We start from the raw sequence: 1,990 nt of genomic DNA on the forward strand, positions 1-1,990 counted from the left end.
CCCCGCCGCCGCGCACCGCGCCCGCCCCGCACAGCAGCACGTTGGCGTGCCGGGTCTCCACGCCCCAGCGGCCGGTGCCCGTCTCCGCGTACGGCCAGGACAGTTCGCGGTGGAAGATGTTGCCGCCGGGCAGCCGGAGGTCCCGCTCCAGGTCGAGCGGGGTCTTCGCCTCGATGCAGGGCCGGCCGTCCGCGTCCGTGGCCAGGCAGTCGGCCAGCGGCTCGGCGAGGTGGGCGTCGAGCTGGGCGAGGGTCGCCTTGAGGAGTTCCTCGCGCACGGCGTCGTTGTCCCGGTCGAACAACCGGGCCGGGGTGTGCAGGCCGAACAGGGTGAGGGTCTGGTAGCCCTGCTCGACGAGGTCCGGGCCGAGGATCGTCGGATCGGTGAGGGAGTGGCAGTAGATCTCCGAGGGCGGCGCCGTGGGGAGCCGGCCCGCGGCGGCCTGGGCGTGGGCGGTGGCCAGCTCCCGGTAGCCCTCGGCGATGTGGAAGGTGCCGGAGAACGCCTCACGCGGGTCGACCTCGACGTCCCGCAGCCGCGGGAGACGCTTCAGCAGCATGTTGACCTTGAGCTGGGCGCCCTCGGCGGGGGCGGGCGGCCGGTCGCCGGTGAGCTCGGCGAGGGCCTGCGGGGAGGCGTTGACCAGGACGTGCCGGGCCTCGACGGTGCCCTCCGTCCCGGCGGTGCGGTACGTGACCTCCGCCGAGCTTCCGTCGGTGGAGATCCCCACGACCTCGTGCCCGGTGGCGAGGACCGCGCCGGCCTGCCGTGCCGCGCCGGCCAGGGCGTCGGTGAGGGCGCCCATGCCGCCCACGGGCACGTCCCAGGCGCCGGTCCCGCCGCCGATCACGTGGTAGAGGAAGCAGCGGTTCTGCTTGAGCGAGGGATCGTGGGCGTCGGCGAAGGTGCCGATGAGCGCGTCGGTCAGGACCACGCCCCTGACCAGGTCGTCGGCGAAACGGTCCTCCACGGCGACCCCGATCGGCTCCTCGAACAGGACCCGCCACGCCTCCTCGTCGTCCACCCGCAGGCGCAGCTCGTCGCGGGTGGGCAGGGGCTCGGTGAGGGTGGGGAAGATCCGCTGCGCCACGCGGCCGGTCATGGCGTAGAACCGCTGCCATGCCCGGTACTCGCCCTCGCCGCCGGTGAGCCGGGCGAAGGCCTCCCGGGTGCGGCGCTCGCCGCCGCCGACGAGCAGTCCGGTCGCCCTGCCGTCGCGTTCGACGGGGGTGTACGACGAGACGTTGCGGGTGCGGACGCGGAAGTCCAGGCCGAGATCGCGGACGATCTTCCTGGGCAGCAGGCTGACCAGGTACGAGTAGCGCGACAGCCGGGCGTCCACCCCCGCGAACGGCCGCGTGGACACCGCGGCTCCCCCGGTGTTGCCGAGCCGCTCCAGGACGAGCACGGATCGCCCGGCCCGGGCCAGATAGGCGGCGGCGACCAGTCCGTTGTGGCCCCCGCCGACGATGACGGCGTCGTAGCGGCGGCGGTGTCCCTCGTGTGCAGGCATGGTTCTTCGTAACACGTGATGATCTAGGTCGGCCAGAGGTGGGCGGCAGCCGGCGGTGGGCGACGGTCACTGCGGTCCGCTCGCCCCCTGTTGGCGCAGCACCGCGACCCTGCGGTAGAGCTCGACCGCCTCGGCGCCCCGGCCGAGCTGTTCCAGGCAGTGGGCCTCGTCGTTGCGGCTGGCGAGGGTGTCGGGGTGGTCCGCGCCGAGGACGCGCTCGCGGGCGCCGGCCACGGTGCGGTACTCGGAGAGGGCGTCCGTCCAGCGGCCGAGCCAGCCGAGCCCCACGGCCACCTCGCGGCGGCTGACCAGGGTGTCGGGATGGTCGGGGCCGAGGACGCGCTCGCGGATCGCGCACACGTCCCGGGACTCGGCGAGCGCCTCCTCCCAGCGTCCGAGGCGGCCGAGGTTGACGCCGAGGCCGTGGCGGGCGCGCAGGGTCTCGGGGTGGGCGGGGCCGTGCACCCGGGTACGGTC

The 1,990-nt window shown here is 74.7% G+C and carries 2 protein-coding genes; both read right to left on the bottom strand.

The genetic code is table 11. From position 1 onward, the window contains the following. On the bottom strand, positions 1 to 1,513 hold a 1,513-nt coding region (locus tag EHS43_RS43455), incomplete at its 3' end, for an NAD(P)/FAD-dependent oxidoreductase (RefSeq protein WP_148104303.1). Positions 1,514 to 1,579: 66 nt separating this feature from the next. After that, a partial coding sequence (locus tag EHS43_RS43460) for a tetratricopeptide repeat protein (RefSeq protein ID WP_148104304.1) occupies positions 1,580 to 1,990 on the bottom strand: 411 nt, incomplete at its 5' end.

The sequence above is a fragment of the Streptomyces sp. RP5T genome (assembly GCF_003933965.1).
In the GTDB taxonomy this organism is placed as follows: Bacteria; Actinomycetota; Actinomycetes; order Streptomycetales; family Streptomycetaceae; genus Streptomyces.